Origin of the sequence: Nocardioides sp. (assembly GCF_036274455.1) — a bacterium.
Classification (GTDB): domain Bacteria; phylum Actinomycetota; class Actinomycetes; order Propionibacteriales; family Nocardioidaceae; genus Nocardioides.
The window spans coordinates 1-16,100 of the sequence record NZ_DASUFR010000246.1 but is presented as its reverse complement, the minus strand read 5'-3'; the positions used below and the strand labels follow the sequence as shown (position 1 = coordinate 16,100).

Here is a 16,100-nt window from a genome sequence, read left to right as displayed (position 1 = left end):
CCGTGACCGAGCTGAGAGAGCTGACCGACGCCGCCACCGCCGCGGACCCGCGCGCCGGGCTGCGCGCCGTCCGGGCACTCGGGCGGCTGCTCGAGCACCTCGAGCGGACCCAGGTCGACCGCGCCCGCGCGGCCGGCTGGTCGTGGCAGGAGATCGCGGACGTGCTCGGCGTGAGCCGCCAGGCCGTCCACAAGAAGCACGCGCGCCGATAGGAGCCAGGAAGATGTTCGAGCGGTTCACCCGCAACGCCCGCACCGTCGTCATCGGCGCGCAGGAGGCCGCCCACCGCCACGGCGCCTCCGAGATCAGGCCCGCACACCTGCTGGAGTCGCTGACCGTCCGCGACGGGATCCTCGCCATGCAGGTGCTCGCAGACCTCGGCGCGCCTGGCGACGAGGTGCGCCGGGTCGTCGGTGGCCTCCGCTCGCGCTACGCCGACGACCTCGATGCCGAGGACGCCGAGGCGCTCAAGCTGCTCGGGATCGACCTCGACGACGTGCTCAGCCGCATCGAGGGCGACCTCGGTGAGCGCGCCGGGCGGGGTCGGGGAGGTCACACGCGGTTCACGAAGCAGAGCAAGAAGGTCCTGGAGCTGTCGCTGCGCGAGGCGCTGCGCCTCGGCGACGGCTTCATCGGGAGCGAGCACATCCTGCTGGGGCTGATGCGCAGCGGCGACCACACGCTGCTGCGGGTGCTGGCGGCCTTCGACCTCGACCCCGACGACGTACGCCGGGCGATCGACGAGGCGGACCGCCGGGCCGGCTGACCCTCGACAGATGGATAGCGAGTACCTATTCTCGCTATCCATGCGAGAGGTGTTCATGGCGCTGCTCTCCGGGGGCAGCGGCCACGGGTACGAGCTGAAGCAGACGATCCAGCAGGAGTTCGGCACCCTGCTGCCGGAGCTCAACAGCGGGCAGATCTACTCGACGCTGAGCCGCCTCGAGCGCGACGGCCTGGTCGAGAGCGAGCCGGTGCCGGACGACAACCGCGGCAAGCGGGTCTACCGGCTGACCGGGCGCGGTCGGAAGCTGATCGAGCGATGGGTCGAGGCGCCGGTGCCGGGCGCCCGGCTCAAGGACGAGTTCTTCGTGAAGTTCGTCGTCGCCACGTCGGTCGGGCTGGCCGACCCCGCCGAGCTGATCGAACGCCAGCGCGACGAGTACCTCCAGTCGCTTCGCGACCTGGATGCCCGCATCTCGTCGGCCGAGCACGGTCCGACCGCCGAGCTGCTCGTCGAGGGGGCGGTTCTCCACCTCAAGGCCGACCTGGAGTGGCTCGACCTCATCGAGCAGCGGATGGGGAGACGGTCGGCATGACCGCGCTGCTGGAGGCGCGGGGACTGTCCCGGACCTACGGCGAGGGCGAGGCGGCTGTCGCCGCGCTCCACGACGTCGACCTCACGATCGAGCGCGGAGAGTTCGTCGCGGTCATGGGACCGAGCGGGTGCGGCAAGTCGACCCTGCTCAACCTGTTGGCCGGGCTGGACCGGCCGAGCGCCGGCGAGGTCTGGCTGGACGGCGCCCGCGTCGACCGGCTGAGCGAGACCGCCCTGGCGCGGCTGCGTCGGCGGCGGCTCGGCTTCGTCTTCCAGTTCTTCAACCTGCTGCCGACGATGACGGCGGCGGAGAACGTCGAGCTCCCGTTGCTCCTCGCGGGTCGCCGACGCCGGGCCGCTCGGCGTACGGCGCGCCGGGTGCTGGCCGACCTGGGCATCGCCGACAAGGCGGACGCCGCCCCGCGCGAGCTCTCCGGCGGCCAGCAGCAGCGGGTCGCCTTGGCCCGGGCGCTCGCCAACCAGCCGGACCTGGTCCTGGGCGACGAGCCCACGGGCAGCCTCGACTCGGCGGCCGCGGGCGAGGTGCTCGGCCTGCTGCGGGCCGCGCACGCCCGGGGCCAGACCCTCCTGCTGGCGACCCACGACGCCCGCGTGGCCGCGGCCGCGGACCGCGTGGTCACCATGCGCGACGGCGAGGTCACCCGGGAGCGGACCCTGGCCCCGTCGCGACCGGTCACCCTGCCCTTCGACCCCGACCCGGCATGACCACCACGCTGGTCCGGCTCGCGTTCGCCGGGATCCGGTCGCGGCTGCTCGCCACCACGCTCACCATCCTGCTGGCGGGGGCAGCGGCCGCCACGATCGTCCTGGTCCTCGAGGTCCGGGCCACCGGCAGCGACCCGTGGCAGCGGACCTTCGACGCCGCGCACGGAGCCCATGTCCTGGCCAACGTGCCGACCCGCGAGGCAGCGGAAGCCCTCCGCGGGCTCGACGGCGTCACCGAGTCGGCCGACCCCGTGCCGGAGGCCACGCTCGACCTGCGGACCGGCGGCGGCCGAGAGCCGTTGCGCGTCGCCGGGCTCTCGGGCCCGCCGGCCGTCAACCACCCCATCGCGACGGCGGGCAGCGCCGACCCACGCGACGGCGTCGTCCTCGAGCGCAGCCTGGCGCGGGTCCTGGGCCTGGACGTGGGAGACCGGCTGGTCCTGGACGGACCGGGAGGCCGCAGCACCCTCGTCGTCGTGGGCACCGCGATCGTGCCGAACCAGGGGCGCTACCCGCGCTCCAACCCGGGCTTCGCGTGGGTCGGCCTCGGGACGCTGGACCGGCTGCAGCCGGACCAGGGCACCTGGCGGTGGGACGAGGCGCTGCGGGTCGACGACCCGGCCACGGCAGGAGCGGTGGCCGACTCCGTCGTACGCGGTGCCCCGCCCGGCACGGTCTCGGCAGAGACCTGGCGGGAGCAGCGTGACCTGGCGCTGCAGGAAGCCGCGCCCCTACAGCTGGTCCTGTCGATGTACACCGGGGTGCTGCTCGTGGTCGTGTTCGTCGTCGTGGGGATCCTGGTCGGAGCCCGCGTGCTGGAGCAGAACCGCGAGATCGGACTGCTGAAGGCGGTCGGGCTCACGCCCCGGCAGGTGACGTCGGTGTTCGTGATCGAGTCGGCAGGGCTCGGGGTGGTCGCGACCGGGCTCGGGTACGTCGTCGGCAGCGCCACCGCACCGCTCGTGGCCGGCGCCATGGCGGAGACGATGGTCGACGGGCCGGTGTCGGCCGCGGACCCGGTGCACCTCCTGGTGGCCGGCGGGCCGGTACTCATGGTGCTGGTCGCGAGCACGTGGGCTGCGGCGCGCCGCCGGACCCGGATGTCGGTGCTGAACGCGCTGTCCTCGGGGCAGCCAATGCCCCCGAGGCGGTCCACGCTGGTCGGTCTGGTCCGGCTGCTGCCGCTGGGCATCTCCCTCGACGTGGGGGTCCGCGCCTTCCTGGCTCGCCGGGGCCGGCTGCTGCTGCTCACCGCGGCGATCTCGCTCACCGGTGCCGCGGGCGTCTTCGCACTGTCCATGCAGACCGCGCTCGACGACCGGCCTGCCGGCGAGCCGAGCGATGTACCGGTCGAGCTCCCGGCCCTCGTCTACGCCCTCGACGCGGTGCTGCTGCTGATCGCCCTCACCTCGCTGGTGGCCGTCGCGCTGCTCTCGGTGCGGGAGCGACTCCGCGAGCTCGGCGTCCTCAAGGCGGTCGGCCTGACCCCGCGCCAGGTCGCGGCGTCACTGGTGTCCCCCTTCGGGGTGCTGGCAGGCGTGGCGGGCGTGGTCTCGGTGCCGCTCGGCCTGGTGCTGTACGCCGCGGTCTACGCCGTCTCCGGCGGAGAGGGCAGGCCCGCGGTCGCGCCGTGGTCGTGGCTGCTCCTGGTCCCGGTCGTCACCGTCGCCCTGGTGGTCATCGCAACGTCCGTCCCCGCCCGGGTGGCCACCAGGTCGCCCGCCGCGGCGGCGCTACGAATGGAGTGACGCAGGCGCCGAGGTGTCCTCGTCCACCCGGGTCGCCTCGGCGAGCAGAGTGACCACGAACAGCAGGAAGACGGCGACGTGCACGCCGGTGCAGTAGACGCAGATCGCATCGAGCCGGTAGAGCTCGGCCCACACCAGGTAGATCGTGAAGACCAGGCCGCCGGTGACGAGCGCGACCCGGCCCCAGCGCACTGCCGGCGAGCGGCTCGCCCACGCCCACGGGCTCATGACCACGACCAGCACGACGAAGAAGGCCAGCCCCAGGTAGGCGACGGGGATGCCCTGGAGCTCGGAGTAGGTGCTGGTCGTGACCTTCGCGCAGTTGATGTGGCCGGTCTCGGGGCAGGCGAAGCTGTTGGAGCCGGAGGCGTGCTCGTAGGCGAGGTAGACCGCGTCGAGCAGCCCCGCGATCGCGATGACGAACGACGCCCACACCAGGGGCCGGGGCACCACGGTCACGACGTCGGGAGCTTCGCAGCCGCGGCCTGCACCCCGGACGAGGTGCACACGTTGCCGGGCTGGCCGTCGGTCGCCTTGCAGATGATCGCGGAGAAGAAGTTGGCCATCGCGTCGACGTTCTTGGCGATGTCGGTGCTCGGGTCCTGCATCGCCTCCGCCACCTCGGCGTGCGTCTTGCCCTTGAACAGGTCGGGTGAGTAGCTCGCCCCCTGCGACGCGTAACTGCCGAACATGGCGATGAACGGGATCGACCCGGCGGTGTCACTCGTCCCGACGTAGGGCGGAGCGTTGTACTTCTCGAACAGCGCCTCGTCGTCCGCCGACAGCGTGTCGAGCGGGTTTCCGTTGGTGTCCTGGGTCTCGTAGCCGGTGAACGAGATGTAGTCGCTGGTGTAGGACGACCCGTGGAAGCTCAGGGTCGGGGTGTCGGGGAAGACGTCCTTCGGCGTGGACGCCGTCTGTCCGAGGCCGCTGAAGGAGCCGAACCTGCCGAGGGCGGCCACCAGCGACCAGCGCTCGGCTGCGCAGAACGGGCAGTACTCCGCGCCGACGTACACGATGCGCGGCTTGCCGTTGGCGGTGAGCGGATCGGCCGTGATGGGGTTCGGCAGTGTCTTGATGCTGCCCGCGCCGACCTTGTCGAAGGTCTCGGCCGGGATCGACGTCACGCCGCTGATCACGTCGTCGCTGGCGGCGGTCGTCTTGGCCCCCTCCTGGTTGTGCATGAGCCCGACGGCCACCACGATCGCCAGGACCACGACCACGGCCGCGATGATCGCACCGACGCCCATCAGCCGGCTGCGCCGCTGGCGCGCGGCCAGCTCGCGCCGGGCCTGCTCTGCGGCCGCGAGCCGCTTGGTGCGGCGCTCCTCGGCCTTCGACCGGCTCGCGGACGCGGACGCGGATGCGGGGGCGGACAGGTTGGCGGGGGTCCCCGTGGGGCGCCGTTTGGATGCCACGCATCCGTTCTACAGGGCGCCGGCTGACAATGCGCGGGACCTCAGTAACTTCTCAGCAGTGACTATGGTCGCAGGAAGATGCCGGCGCAGGGCTTGGGCTCGAAGTAGGTCGTCTTGGGTGGCATCACCTCGTTGGCGTCCGCCAGCCTGGTCAGGGTCGCGATCGGGGGTGGCGCCAGCGTGAACAGCACGCCCCCGTCCGCGTCGCAGCGGCGGGTCAGCTCGTCGACGGGCGTCCGGGCGGGTGCGATCTCGACGGGCTGCGGCACCTGGTCGAGGACCTGGGCGCGGAGCACCTCGACGTCGAGCAGCGCACCCGGAGCGGTGCGCGCGACGTCGTACCACCGGCCCTCGGCGTAGAGCCCCAGGCGTCCGGGGCCCGGCGCAGGAGCCGCGGCCGCGGCGCTCACCCGGAACGCCGGCTCGAGCAGCCGCAGTACGTCGGCGAGGTCGACCGACCCCATCAGGCGGCGGTGGAACGCGGAGAGCCGCAGGCCGTCCATCGCGTGGACCACGCACAGGACGCCCGCCTCGCCGGGTTCGCCGCTGCGGCGCCACTCCGTGAGCGCGGCCGCGACGCGGTGGTGGCCGTCGGCGATGTAGTGGTCGGAGGCGGTGAGCTCCTCGACCAGGTTCGCGGTGGGCGCTCCCGCGGGCACCCGCCACACCGTCTGCCGCCACCCGCCGGGGCCTCCGAACTCCAGGATCGGCGGCGTGGCGCACACCTCGTCGAGGGTGCGGGCGTAGGTCGGCCCGGCATCGTGCAGCAGTGCCACCAGGGCGGGTGGCGTGTCGGTCGTCGCGTAGTGGTGGACCAGGCTCTCGACCCGTTGGGTCTGCACCGCCTCGTGGCCGCGCACCTGGCCGCCGACGAACGCGCGCAGCGAGACGTCGCAGACCACGCCCGCGCTGGAGAACCCACCGCGCTCCTGCCGGTAGACGTAGAGCGCCGGCTCCGCGTGGTCGTAGGCCGCCGGGTCGACGGGAGCCACGGGCGGGAGCGTGCCGGTGTCCTCGGGCAGCTCGGACAGGCCCGTGACCAGTCGCCTGGTCCACTCAGGCCGGACCACGCGCGCCGGAAAAGGGCCGACCACGCTCGATTCCGGTGACGGGTCCTTGCTCAGCGTCACCTCGGTCACGCTCAGCACGTGCGGGAGCTCGCGGAGGGCCTCCAGCAGCGACTCGCTCGCGCTCCCTGCCACGTCGATGGACGCGACCGCGGCGTGACCGCCTCTGAAGATCCGGTTCTCCATGTGCTCGACGTTCAGGCCCGCGGCACTGAGCCGGTCGAGCACCTGGGCGAGCACGCCGACCCGGTCGAGGTGACGGATCGTCAGGGTGACCGACCCGAGCCGCGTGGGCGCGAGGTTGACGCAGTCGCGCACCTCCCCGGCCATGAAGGCGTCGACGACCTCGGTGACGCCCGCGGCGATGGCCAGCTGCGCCTGCTCGGTCGAGGCACCGATGTGGTGGGTCGCGACCACCGCCGGGTGCCGGGCCAGCGGCGAGTCCCAGGCGGTGCGGCCGGTGCTGGGCTCGTCGACGAAGACGTCCAGGCCGGCGCGCACCTCGCCGGCGTCGAGGGCCTTGAGCAGCGCGCCCTCGTCGACGACGTCGCCCCGCGAGGTGTTGAGGAGGATCGCGCCGGGCCGCATCAGCCGGAGGAAGCTGTCGTCGACCAGGTGCCGGGTGTCGTCCGACGAGGGGACGTGCAGGCTCACGATGTCCGACGACGAGACGAGCTCGTGCAGGGAGCCGCACATCGTGATGCCGAGCTCCTCGGCCCGGCTGACGACATGCTCGGACCGGCCCGGCTTGGCCAGGGTCTGCACCTTGATGCCGAACGCCGTCGCGCGCTCGGCGACCAGCAGGCCGATCGAGCCGAGGCCGATGATGCCCATCGTGGAGCCGAGCAGCCCCTGGGCCTTGCTGTAGCCCTTCTTGTCCCACTGTCCGCTGCGCAGGTCCGCCACGTTGTCGGGGATCCGCCGGTCGATCGCCAGCAGCAGCCCCATGGTGAGCTCCGCGACCGCCGCGGCGTTGCGGCCGGGGACGTTGGAGACGAACACGCCCGCCGCCGCGGCGGCGTCGGTGTCGATGGTGTTGGTGCCGGCGCCGGCGCGGACCACCAGGGCCAGCCGGTCGGCGGCCTCGAACACCGCGGCCCTGACCTTGGTGCTGCGCACCACCAGCCCGTCGAAGCCGGCGATCCGCCCCGGGAGGTCGTCGGCGGTCAGCTCCGGCTCCATCACACAGACGTGGCCGCGCGCCTCGAGGTCCACGACCGTCTGCTCGGGGAGCCGGTCGGCGAACAAAAGGTGCATCGCACGACCTCCGCGACGTGCCCGCGCCGGGTCGGCGGGATCTCCGGTCACGCTAGCCCGAGCTGGAGCCGGAGCGCCATCGCCGGCCCGGCCTACCCTTCGACGGCCACGCGCTGACGCGACCTGCGGCGCTCCCAGAGGCCACAGCCGACCATGACCAGCGCAGCGAGCACCGCACCGGCCAGCACGTCGACGACGTAGTGCTCGCCGTAGTAGACGAGCGCGGTGGACATCGCCAGCGGGTAGAGGACGAGCAGCCAGCGGAAGGGCGAACGAAGCCGCCAGATGCCGTACATCGCGACGAGGAAGGTGATGCCGGCGTGGAGCGACGGCATCGCGGCGACCGGGTTGCCCACGCCCTGCAGGACCAGGTCGAAGCGGCCGAGCCCGATGTCGCGCCAGCCGCGGCCGGTGAGCCTCGGGATGGCCTCGTGGATGTAGCCCTCCTCGGAGGCCATCCACGGCGGCGCCATCGGGTAGAGGATGTAGACCGCGAGCGCACCGAAGTTGATGGCGACGTAGCGCCGCATCCACCGCAGCCACTCCTCGCGGTTGCGCACCCACAGGACCGCCGCGATCGTCAGGCCGGTCAGGAAGTGGCTGGCGTAGACGGTGGTGAAGAAGACGTCGTACCAGCGCGGGTCGCTCTCCCGCAGGCACGGGTTGCCGCACAACGCGTGCTGCAGGTGCACCGTCGGCAGGGTGTTGCCGCCGCCGAAGACCCCCGAGAGCCACTCGTCGAAGCGGATCGGGAAGGTGTAGTGCACCGAGGCCAGCCCGAGGTTGTCGGTGAGGCCACGGCTGTAGAAGTAGATGACCAGCCCGACCATCGGGATCGACCAGTCCCGCACGAAGCGCAGGTGGTAGCGCCACGGCGCCTCGATGTTCCACGCGATGGTGCCGAACCACAGCCACACGAACACCGAGATCGTGTCGTTGGGGATGCCGAGGAGCTTCGTGTACGCCGCCAGCAGGCCGGCGTAGACGACCATCGCCAGCGCCCGCGACCGGCGTCTCGTGACTGCCGGGAGGACGGCGGTCTCGGGCAGCGGCGCGGTTGCTGCGTCCTGCTCGAGCCCCTGTGCCACGGGCGAACTTTACGTGACCGGTCCCGCGCCGGGTCGAGGGGATTCTGCGCTCAGCCGAGGGGGTCGAGGGCGCCGTAGGTCGTGACCGCGCCGGCCAGCTCGCGCAGGTGGTGGCCACCGTCGCCGAGGAGGTGGTCGAGCGCAGTGAGGTGGGCGGTGTACATGCCGACGGAGTACTCCATCGTCATCGCGATGCCCCCGTGCAGCTGGATCGCCTCCTGGCCGATGTGCCGGCCGGACCGGGAGACCTGGAGCGACACCCGGCGGGCGGCGTCGGCCACGGCAGCCGGGTCGCCCCCGTCGTTCGCGGCCCGCGCGACGACCAAGGTCGCCCAGTCGACCATCGAGTGGGCGAGCTGCAGCGAGACGTACATGTCGGCGGCGCGGAAGGTGAGCGTCTGGAAGCTGCTGAGCGGCACGCCGAACTGCTTGCGGCTGCGGAGGTAGTCACACGTGGTCGGCAGCAGGAACTGCATCGCGCCCAGCGCCTGGTTGGCCGCCATCACCCGGGTGATGTCCTGGACCGTCGAGATGCTGCTGGTCAGGTCGGCGCCCGGCTCGCCCAGCGGGGTGGCGGCGGTGGCGTCGAAGGAGACCCGTGCGGTGCGGGTGCCGTCGTAGGTCGCGTAGCCGGTGCGGTCCGCGTCCGAGCCGTCGACGACGAACAGGCCCGTGCCCCGCTCTGCCGAATCCGACGCGGGCAGCTTCGCGCTCACCACGAGCACATCCGCGCGGGCGCCGTGTGCGACCGGCTCCTTGACGCCGCTGATCGTCCACGAGTCGCCGTCCTGGGATGCCTCGACCTGGTCCGCGGTCGGGGTCCAGCCCCGGCCCGGCTCGTTGTGCGCGAAGGCAGGCACGGACTCGCCGGCGGACAGCGCGCCGAGGAGCTCCTGGCGCTGCTCGGCGGTGCCGCAGGCGGAGATCAGGCCGCCGGCCAGCACCACCGAGGTGAGGTAGGGCTCAGGCGCCAGGACGCGGCCGAGCTCCTGGCAGACGATGCCGATCTCGACCGGGCCGGCCCCCACGCCGCCGTCCTCCTCGGCGAAGGGCAGCCCGAGCAGCCCCATCTCGGCCATCCGGACCCAGAGCTTCTCGTCGAAGCCGGGGTCGCTCCCGCCTTCTGCGGGAGCCACCGTCCTGCGGCGGTTCTCGTAGTCGCCGTATGCCTTGCCGACCAGCCCCTTCACGGCATCGCGCAGCGCGTCCTGCTCGTCGTCGTACAGGAAGTCCACGGCTGCCCCTCAGAGTCCCAGGATGTTGCGGGCGATGATCTGGCGCTGCACCTCGTTGGAGCCGCCGTAGATGGAGGCCTTGCGGAGGTTGAGGTACTGCGGGCCGGCCAGCCGCTCCCACTCCTCGGAGCCGCCGGGGCCGGCCAGGTCGAGCACCAGCTCGCTGACCGCCTGCTGGAGCTCGCTGCCCTTGAGCTTGAGCACCGACGAGGCGGGGTCGGGCCTGCCCTCGACGGAGTTCGCCGCCACCCGCATGGCCGTCAGCTCGAGCGCGAGCAGCTCGTTCTCGAGCCCGGCGATCCGGGCCCGCAGCAGCGGGTCATGGGCGAACCGGTCCGCGGCCAGCGCCTTGATCCGCGCGATCACCCGCTTGACGACCCCGGGCGGCGCGACGCCGACCCGCTCGTTGCCGAGCAGGAACTTGGCGATCGCCCAGCCGCCGTTGAGCTCCCCGACCAGGTGGTCACCGGGGACGCGGACGTCCTCGAACCAGACCTCGTTGACCTCGTGGCCGCCGTCGATCAGCTGGATCGGCCGGATCTCCAGCCCCTCGCTCCGCATGTCGATGAGCAGCATCGAGATGCCGGCCTGCTTCTTGGCCTCGGGGTCGGTGCGGACCAGCGTGAAGATCCAGTCGCCGTACTGGCCGAGCGTGGTCCAGGTCTTCTGGCCGTTGACCACCCAGTCGTCGCCGTCCCTGACCGCGGACGTGCGCAGCCCGGCCAGGTCGGAGCCGGCGTCGGGCTCGGAGAAGCCCTGGCTCCACCAGATGTCGAGGTTCGCCGTCTTGGGGAGGAACCCCTTCTTCTGCTCCTCGGTGCCGAAGTGGGCGATGACCGGGCCGATCATCCCGGCGTTGAACGCCAGCGGCGTGGGCACGCAGGCGCGCTCCATCTCGGCGTGCCAGATGTGGTGCTGCACCTCGGTCCAGTCCTGGCCGCCCCACTCGACCGGCCAGCGGGGTACGGCGTAGCCGGCCGCGTTGAGCGTCTGCATGCTCTCGACCATCTGGTCCCGGGTCAGCTCCCGGCCGGCGGCGACGGTGTCCCTGATCTCCTCGGGGACCTTGGTCGTGAAGAAGTCGCGGAGCTCGTCCCGGAACGCGCGCTCCTCCTCGGTCAGCTCGAGCTGCATGGTGTTCCTCGCTGTTCGGCCGTGGTCTCGCAGAGGCTACTGGCCAGTACACACCATCGCGCCAGCCGCGTCGTTGGGCGCGGTGAACAATGCTGCTCAGCGCGTGGTGAAGGCCCCGCCGTTGACGTGCAGCACCTGTCCGGTGATGTGCCGCGCGCCGGAGGAGGCCAGGAAGAAGACCGCCTCCGCGATGTCGTCGACGGTCCCGGCGCGTCCGTCATGGGTGGCCGCGATCAGCCGGGCGCGACGCTCGTCGCTGAGCCGGCCGTGGAAGAACTCCGTCCCCTCGGTCAGCCCCGGAGAGACCGTGTTGGCGGAGACTCCGGCCGGGCCGAGCTCCGCCGAGACCCCGGCGGTCCAGGCCGCGAGTGCCGCCTTGGTCGCGCCGTAGGACGAGCCGGCGTACTCCGCCCCGATAGAGCCCACCGTCACCACCGAGCCGCCCGCACGGAGGACGGGCTGGAGCGCCGCGGTGGTGATCACGGCGCTGACCACGTTGAGGTCCCAGTTGGCCCGCCAGCGCTCCGCCTGCTGCTCCAGCGACGCGTGGTCGGGGAGTGGACTGGCCATGTCGAGGTTGCCGCCGGCGCAGTGGACGAGGACGTCCAGCCCGTCGGTGATCGTGGCGGCCAGGCCTCGCACGTCGCCCGGGTCCGTGTGGTCGCACCGCACCGCCCGGGCGCCGATCTCGTCGGCGGTCCGGCCGAGTGCGACCTCGTCCCGGCCGGTGACCACCACCTCGTCCCCGTCGGCGCGGAACCGGGCGGCGACCGCCTTCCCGATCCCGCGGCTCGCCCCGGTCACCACGACGACGCGTCCGGCCATGCGGACTCCTCCCGAGAGCTGTCGGCCCTCCTCCATGCAACACGATCGGCCAAGCGAGCGTTCATGATGCGTGCAGGCGATGGTGCAGGAGGGAGCGTGGGTGGACACCGGTGCGCCTGGCCAGGAATCGACACCGTTCGATGGATGGGTCGCGGCCCGCGGCCCGGCGCTGCTCAAGCTCGCCTACACGCTGACCGGCAACGCCGCGGACGCCGAGGACGTCGTGCAGGAGGCGCTGGCCCGCGCACTGCCGCGCTGGGAGCGGATCTCCAGGGTGGACAACGTCGACGCCTACGTCCGCCGGATGGTGGTGAACGCGCACACGTCGTGGTGGCGGAGGTTCCGGCGCCGCGAAGCGCCGGTCGAGCTGGTGCGCGAGCAGGTCGTCGTCGCGGAGGCGGTGCCGCCCGACGAGCGTGCGCGCCTGTGGCGGGCCTGCCAGCGGCTGCCCGAGGCGCAGCGGACCGCCATCGTGCTGCGTTACTACGAGCAGCTGGAGTACGCCGAGATCGCCGAGCTGACCGGCGTGCGGGAGGGGTCGGTCCGGTCGCGGGTCTCGCGCGGGCTCTCGGCCCTTCGAGAGGCGATGGGAGAAGCAGATGAATGACCTCGAGCAGCGGCTGACCGACGCCCTCGTCGGCGGGGCGCAGGAGGCTCCGGCCCCGGTGGGGCTGGCCGACGCTGCGCGGGCCCGGGCCCGCAGCAGGCGACGAGCGAGGATGACCGGAGCCGCGGCGCTCGTCGCGCTGTGCATCGGCGTACCGACCGCGGTGGTGGCGGTCCGGGGCTCCGACTCCGCCCACCCCGGCCCGTCGAGGGTGACCGACAACCCCACCGGTGTGCCGAGTGTCCCCGAGGGTCAGCGGGTCGAGAGCTGGCACGGCGTCACGGCTCTCGTGCCGGACTCGTGGGGTCACGGCAGCCTCGAGGACTGGTGTGCGGACGGCGGGCGGCTCGAGCCGCGCGTCGAACGGCCGGGCGGCCTCAGGCTCGACATCAAGTGCGAAACATCGACGTACGGCTTGAGCTTCCAGCAGCTGCCCCCCGGCCAGGACCGCGACCAGGTCTTCGACTGGCCGGTCACCCTCCAGACGAGCAAGGGATGGCCGCCGGACGCCGAAGTCGGAGCGCACGGCATCGGCGACGTCCTCGTCGAGGTGACTGCACCGACGTCCGAGCAGGCACAGGCGATCCTGGGCACCGTGCGCCCGATCGGCCCCGAGGGTGACCCCAACGGCTGCATGTCCTCGCGCGGTGAGGCCCCGCCCGCGGTGCCCAACGGCCTGCTGCGGATCTGCCGCTACGACGCGGAGGGGCTGCTCGAGCAGAGCGAGACCCTCACCGGGTCGGACCCCGGTGCGGTGATCGCGGCCCTGGAGGCCGCTCCGGCCATCGACGCGAAGGCGAGCTGTCCCGACGCGGCGAACGGCCCCCAGCCGGTCGTCCGGCTGCTGGCTCCCACGATCCACGCCGACGTCGACCTCGGGGGCGACTGCGCCCGGATCCACGGGCTCGGCACGGATCGCGCGCTGACCAGCGACGTCCTCTACTGGTCGCTCTCGCCCGGGTGGAGCGGTTCCGTCCCGGCCAACGTCCCACTACCGTCGGAGCTGCGCACGGAGTAGTCGGGGGAGGTGGCCGTGCTCGCCAAGGTACGCGCGGCCGTCGTCGTCCTCCTCATCGCGGGCCTCGTCCTCGCCGGGGTCGTCGGCTACCGGCTCTTCACCGAGGAGCCCCCGGAGCACGAGCCGCCGGTCTCGCGCAGCACGGGCACGACCGACGACGGCTGGCAGGTGGTGACCTACCGCGGGGTGGACGTCGAGGTGCCGCCGGACTGGAGACGCCTGGAGGCCGCGAGCTGCGACGGCACCCCGGAGCGCTGGGGACCCGGCGGCCTCGACCCGTGCGCCCCGGACGCGGGCCTGTGGTTCAGGGACGCCACCACCTTCGACACCGGCTTCGATCCCGGCGTGCACGTCGCACCCGTGTCCGCGAACCTGCCCGAGGGAGGCTGGGCGGGGTACGTCACCCGCGGCGACGTGGTCATCGACGTCGCGGACCCCGACCAGGCCGTCGTACGCCGGATCCTGCAGTCGGTCGGCGCGACCATCTGAGGCCGGAGGAGCCTGGCGGCCGCGCGCGTAGCACGCCGCCGACTCCCGGCGGCGGTGACCTACCAACCCTTCTCAGCGGCCCAAGCGTTCCAAGGCCACCGCCGCCCCGGCGAGTCCCGCCGACACGACGCGATCCGGTAGGCGCGCGCACCAGCTGTCACGAGGCCGCTTAACCCGGTGCGGCCGGGCCGAGCGATCGAGCACAATGCTGCGACGTGGGACACGTCGACGTCGCCGGAGTGCGCTACGACCTGCCCGACGGGCGGGTGCTGCTCGACGACGTGTCGTTCCGCGTGGGCGACGGCGCCAAGGTCGCGCTGGTCGGGGCCAACGGCGCCGGCAAGACCACGCTGCTGCGGATCATCACCGGCGAGCTGGCGCCGCACGCCGGGGTCGTGACCCGCAGCGGGGGCCTCGGCGTGATGCGTCAGATGGTCGGCGCCGGCCTCGGGCCTGACGCCACCGTCGGCGACCTCCTGCTCAGCGTCAGCCCGCCCAGGGTGCGCGACGCCGCGGAGGCGGTGCACCGGTGCGAGCTCGCGCTCATGGAGCACGACGACGAGAAGACCCAGATGACCTACGCCGAGGCGCTGGCCGAGTACGCCGACGCGGGCGGCTACGAGGTCGAGGTGGTCTGGGACGTGTGCACGGTCGCGGGGCTCGGGGTCCCTTACGAGCGGGCCAAGTACCGCGAGCTCCGCACGCTCTCCGGTGGCGAGCAGAAGCGGCTGGTGCTGGAGTTCCTGCTCCGCGGCCCCGACCAGGTGCTGCTCCTCGATGAGCCGGACAACTTCCTCGACGTACCGGGCAAGATCTGGCTCGAGCAGCGGATCCGCGAGTCCGACAAGACGATCCTGTTCATCAGCCACGACCGGGAGCTGCTCAACAACACCGCGACCAGGGTCGTGACCATCGAGCTCGGCGCGTCGGGAGCCGGCAACAGCGCCTGGACCCATCCCGGCGGCTTCGCGTCCTACCACGAGGCCCGCACCGACCGGTTCCTCCGCTTCGAGGAACAGCGCCGCCGCTGGGACGAGGAGCACGCCAAGATCAAGGCGCTGGTCCTGCGGCTGAAGATCAAGGCGGAGTACAACGACGGCATGGCGAGCCAGTACAAGGCCGCCCAGACCCGGCTCCGGAAGTTCGAGGAGGCCGGGCCGCCCACCGAGCAGCCGCGCGAGCAGGCCGTGCAGATGCGGCTCAAGGGCGGCCGCACCGGCAAGCGCGCTGTGGTCTGCGAGCAGCTCGAGCTCTCTGCTGATGACGGTGGGGGGCTGATGAAGCCGTTCGACCTCGAGGTCTGGTACGGCGAGCGGGTGGCCGTGCTCGGCTCCAACGGCTCGGGCAAGTCGCACTTCCTGCGGCTGCTGGCGCGGGGCGGCAGCGATCCCGACGTCGAGCACCAGCCGGTCGGCGTACCTCCCGCGCCGGTCCCGCACACCGGGACGGCCAAGCTCGGCGCGCGGGTGCGGCCGGGCTGGTTCGTGCAGACGCACGAGCACCCCGAGCTGGTCGGACGGACGCTGCTGGAGATCCTGCACCGCGGTGACGACCACCGCGACGGGATGGGCCGGGAGGCCGCGAGCCGGGTGCTCGACCGCTATGAGCTCGCGCACGCCGGTGAGCAGAAGTTCGAGTCGCTCAGCGGCGGGCAGCAGGCGCGCTTCCAGATCCTGCTGCTGGAGCTGTCGGGCGCCACGCTGCTGCTGCTCGACGAGCCGACCGACAACCTCGACGTGCAGTCGGCCGAGGCACTGGAGGCGGGGCTCGAGGCCTTCGAGGGCACCGTGCTGGCGGTGACCCACGACCGCTGGTTCGCCCGCAGCTTCGACCGGTTCCTCGTCTACGGCGCCGACGGCGAGGTCTACGAGTCCGACGGGCCGGTCTGGGACGAGGGCCGGGTGAGCCGCGCGCGATGACTCCGCCCTCGAGCTCCTCGGCGCCCGTCGAGCTCGTCGCGCTCGACCCCTTCGACCACGCCGCCCTCGACGCCTGGCACGAGGTGTACCTCGTCGCCGAGCGCCGCGAGCTCGGCGAGGTGGCGACACCCCTCCAGCTCGAGGAGGTGCGGGCGATCATGCAGGACACCGGCTCGCGCGCCCGCAACCTCGGCTGGTCGGCGATCGTCGCCGGCGAGACGGTCGGTGCCGGCTGGATGCGCATGCCGCTG

The 16,100-nt window shown here is 72.5% G+C and carries 16 protein-coding genes and 1 pseudogene; 10 read left to right on the top strand and 7 right to left on the bottom strand.

Annotated elements, in window-relative coordinates:
- Positions 1-2: 2 nt before the first annotated feature.
- The 5 genes from VFV89_RS23565 to VFV89_RS23545 are packed head-to-tail and all read left to right on the top strand — an operon-like array spanning position 3 to position 3,792.
- Positions 3-212, top strand: coding sequence for a helix-turn-helix domain-containing protein (locus VFV89_RS23565; RefSeq protein ID WP_329708433.1), 210 nt, complete (start codon positions 3-5; stop codon positions 210-212).
- Between the two features lie 11 nt (positions 213-223).
- Positions 224-766, top strand: a complete 543-nt coding sequence (locus tag VFV89_RS23560; protein WP_329708432.1) for a Clp protease N-terminal domain-containing protein — start codon at positions 224-226, stop codon at positions 764-766.
- A gap of 40 nt (positions 767-806) precedes the next feature.
- The gene (locus tag VFV89_RS23555; protein WP_329708431.1) at positions 807-1,319 is read left to right on the top strand and encodes a PadR family transcriptional regulator; all 513 of its coding nucleotides are present in this window, start codon (positions 807-809) and stop codon (positions 1,317-1,319) included.
- A complete protein-coding gene (locus VFV89_RS23550; RefSeq protein WP_329708430.1) occupies positions 1,316-2,044 on the top strand; it encodes an ABC transporter ATP-binding protein in 729 nt (242 codons plus the stop codon). Before VFV89_RS23555 ends, VFV89_RS23550 begins: the two co-directional genes overlap by 4 nt.
- Entirely contained in the window at positions 2,041-3,792 is a 1,752-nt protein-coding gene (locus VFV89_RS23545) for an ABC transporter permease (protein WP_329708429.1), read from the top strand. Before VFV89_RS23550 ends, VFV89_RS23545 begins: the two co-directional genes overlap by 4 nt.
- Here the strand turns inward: VFV89_RS23545 and VFV89_RS23540 are convergent.
- The 7 genes from VFV89_RS23540 to VFV89_RS23510 all read right to left on the bottom strand — a co-directional run bounded on the left by VFV89_RS23540 (position 3,778) and on the right by VFV89_RS23510 (position 11,816).
- Positions 3,778-4,251, bottom strand: coding sequence for a vitamin K epoxide reductase family protein (locus VFV89_RS23540; RefSeq protein WP_329708428.1), 474 nt, complete (start codon positions 4,249-4,251; stop codon positions 3,778-3,780). The two genes, VFV89_RS23545 and VFV89_RS23540, sit on opposite strands and share 15 nt — an antisense overlap.
- Complete coding sequence (locus VFV89_RS23535; protein WP_329708427.1) at positions 4,248-5,210, bottom strand: DUF929 family protein; 963 nt, start codon at positions 5,208-5,210, stop codon at positions 4,248-4,250. The genes VFV89_RS23540 and VFV89_RS23535 overlap by 4 nt, the downstream gene beginning before the upstream one ends.
- Before the next feature lie 62 nt (positions 5,211-5,272).
- Complete coding sequence (locus tag VFV89_RS23530) at positions 5,273-7,534, bottom strand: DUF1015 family protein (RefSeq protein ID WP_329708426.1); 2,262 nt, start codon at positions 7,532-7,534, stop codon at positions 5,273-5,275.
- Between the two features lie 92 nt (positions 7,535-7,626).
- Complete coding sequence (locus VFV89_RS23525; protein WP_329708425.1) at positions 7,627-8,622, bottom strand: phosphatase PAP2 family protein; 996 nt, start codon at positions 8,620-8,622, stop codon at positions 7,627-7,629.
- Positions 8,623-8,672: 50 nt separating this feature from the next.
- Positions 8,673-9,857 carry an acyl-CoA dehydrogenase family protein gene (locus tag VFV89_RS23520; protein WP_329708424.1) on the bottom strand — a complete coding sequence of 395 codons (1,185 nt, stop codon included), beginning with the start codon at positions 9,855-9,857 and terminating at the stop codon, positions 8,673-8,675.
- Positions 9,858-9,866: 9 nt separating this feature from the next.
- Complete coding sequence (locus VFV89_RS23515; RefSeq protein ID WP_329708423.1) at positions 9,867-10,991, bottom strand: acyl-CoA dehydrogenase family protein; 1,125 nt, start codon at positions 10,989-10,991, stop codon at positions 9,867-9,869.
- Positions 10,992-11,087: 96 nt separating this feature from the next.
- Positions 11,088-11,816: an SDR family oxidoreductase gene (locus VFV89_RS23510; protein ID WP_329708422.1), complete on the bottom strand. Its 729-nt coding sequence runs from the start codon at positions 11,814-11,816 to the stop codon at positions 11,088-11,090.
- A 100-nt stretch (positions 11,817-11,916) separates the two neighbouring features.
- On the opposite strand from VFV89_RS23510, the gene VFV89_RS23505 reads away from it, so the two are divergent.
- The 5 genes and pseudogenes from VFV89_RS23505 to VFV89_RS23485 form a co-directional block, all read left to right on the top strand.
- On the top strand, positions 11,917-12,423 hold the full coding sequence (locus VFV89_RS23505) for a SigE family RNA polymerase sigma factor (protein WP_329708421.1): 507 nt from the start codon (positions 11,917-11,919) through the stop codon (positions 12,421-12,423).
- The gene (locus tag VFV89_RS23500) at positions 12,416-13,441 is read left to right on the top strand and encodes a hypothetical protein (protein WP_329708420.1); all 1,026 of its coding nucleotides are present in this window, start codon (positions 12,416-12,418) and stop codon (positions 13,439-13,441) included. The genes VFV89_RS23505 and VFV89_RS23500 overlap by 8 nt, the downstream gene beginning before the upstream one ends.
- A 9-nt stretch (positions 13,442-13,450) precedes the next feature.
- Entirely contained in the window at positions 13,451-13,930 is a 480-nt protein-coding gene (locus VFV89_RS23495; protein WP_329708419.1) for a hypothetical protein, read from the top strand.
- A gap of 215 nt (positions 13,931-14,145) precedes the next feature.
- On the top strand, positions 14,146-15,849 hold the full coding sequence (locus VFV89_RS23490; protein ID WP_329708418.1) for an ABC-F family ATP-binding cassette domain-containing protein: 1,704 nt from the start codon (positions 14,146-14,148) through the stop codon (positions 15,847-15,849).
- Positions 15,846-16,100 (top strand): annotated as a pseudogene (locus tag VFV89_RS23485) (hypothetical protein); the annotation flags it as partial. The gene VFV89_RS23490 and the pseudogene VFV89_RS23485, both read left to right, overlap by 4 nt.

Excerpts from the sequence above, each read along its gene's own strand:
- VFV89_RS23560 (WP_329708432.1), top strand. The coding sequence starts at position 224 with ATGTTCGAGCGGTTCACCCGCAACGCCCGCACCGTCGTCATCGGCGCG.
- VFV89_RS23555 (WP_329708431.1), top strand. The coding sequence starts at position 807 with ATGCGAGAGGTGTTCATGGCGCTGCTCTCCGGGGGCAGCGGCCACGGG.
- VFV89_RS23550 (WP_329708430.1), top strand. The coding sequence starts at position 1,316 with ATGACCGCGCTGCTGGAGGCGCGGGGACTGTCCCGGACCTACGGCGAG.
- VFV89_RS23545 (WP_329708429.1), top strand. The coding sequence starts at position 2,041 with ATGACCACCACGCTGGTCCGGCTCGCGTTCGCCGGGATCCGGTCGCGG.
- VFV89_RS23530 (WP_329708426.1), bottom strand. The coding sequence starts at position 7,534 with ATGCACCTTTTGTTCGCCGACCGGCTCCCCGAGCAGACGGTCGTGGAC.
- VFV89_RS23515 (WP_329708423.1), bottom strand. The coding sequence starts at position 10,991 with ATGCAGCTCGAGCTGACCGAGGAGGAGCGCGCGTTCCGGGACGAGCTC.
- VFV89_RS23510 (WP_329708422.1), bottom strand. The coding sequence starts at position 11,816 with ATGGCCGGACGCGTCGTCGTGGTGACCGGGGCGAGCCGCGGGATCGGG.
- VFV89_RS23500 (WP_329708420.1), top strand. The coding sequence starts at position 12,416 with ATGAATGACCTCGAGCAGCGGCTGACCGACGCCCTCGTCGGCGGGGCG.